2 protein-coding genes and 1 pseudogene are annotated in these 2,262 nt (G+C 72.0%); 2 read left to right on the top strand and 1 reads right to left on the bottom strand.

Annotated features, from left to right (window positions below):
- Window positions 1–443: cellulose-binding domain-containing protein (locus E1182_RS30250; RefSeq protein ID WP_207921582.1), on the bottom strand; the 443-nt coding region annotated here is incomplete at its 3' end.
- Between the two features lie 562 nt (window positions 444–1,005).
- On the opposite strand from E1182_RS30250, the gene E1182_RS30255 reads away from it, so the two are divergent.
- Together E1182_RS30255 and E1182_RS32620 are read left to right on the top strand one after the other, a co-directional pair.
- Entirely contained in the window at window positions 1,006–2,127 is a 1,122-nt protein-coding gene (locus E1182_RS30255) for a hypothetical protein (protein ID WP_132271146.1), read from the top strand.
- A pseudogene (locus E1182_RS32620) lies at window positions 2,114–2,262 on the top strand (class F sortase); the annotation flags it as partial. The gene E1182_RS30255 and the pseudogene E1182_RS32620, both read left to right, overlap by 14 nt.

Raw genomic sequence — 2,262 nt, forward strand, 5'->3', positions numbered from 1 at the left:
GTGGTGGGCGGGGTGCCACCGTTGCAGACCACACCGTTGAGGGTGAACGAGGTCGGCTTCGGGTTGCTGCCGCTCCACGCGCCGTTGAAGCCGATGTTCACCGTGCCGCCGGTGGCGACCGAACCGTTGTACGACTCGTTGGTGGCGGTCACGTTCCGGCCGCTCTGCGACCAACGCGCCGACCAGCCCTGCTGCACCCGCTGGCCGGCGTCGGGGAAGGTGAAGCCGAGAGTCCAGGAGCGCAGGGGGTCACCGATGTTCTTGATGGTGACGCTGGCGGTGAAGCCGCCCTGCCACTGGTTCGCCGTGTAGTCGACGCTGCACTGCGTCGCAGCCTGCGCGGCGGTGACCGGGATGGTCACCAGGCCGCCCGCTACCAGGGCGCTCGCACCGGCGAGCGCCACCGCCCGGCGTCGGCCGGACAGGTTTCTCCACAGATTCATGCCACTGAACTCCTTTGGGCGAGACCGGGTCCGCGTACGGCCCGGCAGAATGGCCCGGCGGACGTCCTGGCGGACGGTCCACGGTGCCAACGGGATTTTCGGGGGGGTGCGCCCGACCCGGGAACGGGCGTGGTGGTGGTGGTGCCGTGACCGGTCGGGCGAGGACCGGTCGGCGGCCACGTCGTCCGGTTCTCGCCGGTGCCCTCGACGCCTGCCTACGCGGTGTGGCTCCCCGAACCGCGTGCAGCGATTCTTGCATGGGAGCGCTTCCATGGCAATGGCTCGATACCTTCCCGAAACCTACCAGCAGCAGCCCCGGACTCCACCGCTCGGGACATTCGCCCCGTGAGCTCCTACGACCACCGGCGGAAGCCCAGACCACGCGGTCCGACAGCAGCCGGTCAACCAGATCGACATATGCCGCCTAGAGTGCGTATCTCTCTCATCATCCCGAAACTCCAAAACATGAATCTTCCCCCGGAACCGTCGTGAAACGGTCTAACGTCGGTCATAGCTCGACCGACGTCGGGCTCAGGACAACAGGGATGGAGTGACGCAGGTCATGGCTAACAAGATGCTCGGGAAGGTCGTCGCGGGCGCCGCGCTCGGCGGCGCATCCCTCCTGGTGCTCACGCCGGGAATCGCGCTCGCAGACGGCACGCACCACGGCGGGGACCGTGAGGGCAACGTCTTCGCCAAGCCACACGTCGCCAAGCCGGGCGAGACGGTCAGGTTGATCGAGGTCTGCCCCCAGCCGCAGGAGCACGCCTACGTCTGGTCGAAGGTGACCGGCAAGGTGAAGCTGAAGCCGGCCAGCGAGGCCGGTGGCGACCGCCGCGACTGGAAGGGCGGAGACGAGGGCGCCGAGGAGCAGGACCGCGGCGGCCGGCACGGCCGGGGCGAGGAAGGCCGGGGCAAGCACGGCCGGGACGAGCACGGCCGGGACGAACAGGGCCGGGACGAGCACGGCCGGGACGAGCACGGCCGGGACGAGCACGGCCGGGACGAGCACGGCCGGGACGAGCACGAGGACGACCGGCGCCCGTCGCCGCAGCCTTCGGTCGATGGCGGCCAGCCCGGCGGTACGGGCGGCGGGCTCGCCGCCGACGGCGGGTCGGGGTACGACCGGAAGGCCTACGAGGAGGAGCAGACCGCCGAGGAGCGGGGCGGGCGGCACGAGTGGGAGCGGAAGGGCCACGACTGGCAGGCCGAGGAGCACGACCAGGCGGCCGAGTCCGAGCGCGGCGAGGACACCACCGGCCGCGAGCACGGCGAGCGCGGCGGAAAGGGCGAGCACGCCGACGCCGGCACCGACACCGAGCGCGGCTGGCAGGGCGGGCACCGCGACACCGACACCGACGCCGAGCACGACTGGCGGGGCGAGGACGCGGCTACCGAGGACGCGGCCACCGAGGAACGCGGCTGGAAGCACAAGAAGGACTTCGTCTACTACGGCGAGGCCCGGGTCTCGCCGGACGCCGCCCCCGGCCGGTACGAACTCAAGGGCTCGTGCGGCGAGGGCGAACTGGTGGTCCTCCCCCGCGGGCACGTCGACGGCGGTGACGGCGGTCTGACCACCGGTGCCGACGGCGGCATGGCCGTCGGCGGGGCGGGCATGATCGGCGCGGCCGCCCTGGGTGGCATCGTGCTGATGCGCCGGCGTCAGGCCGATGGGCTCGTCTGACCGGACGACGACACGGGCCGGCGGCCGTCACGGGAGACCGTGGCGTGCCGCCGGCACGGCCGTCGTCGTCGCCGTGGCCATGGCGGGCACCGGGATGGTCGGCCTGTCCCTGCGCCCCGAGTCCCCGCTTCGCCC

It is taken from the genome of Micromonospora sp. KC721 (assembly GCF_004348355.1).
Lineage (GTDB): Bacteria > Actinomycetota > Actinomycetes > Mycobacteriales > Micromonosporaceae > Micromonospora.

Excerpts from the sequence above, each read along its gene's own strand:
- E1182_RS30255 (WP_132271146.1), top strand. The coding sequence starts at position 1,006 with ATGGCTAACAAGATGCTCGGGAAGGTCGTCGCGGGCGCCGCGCTCGGC.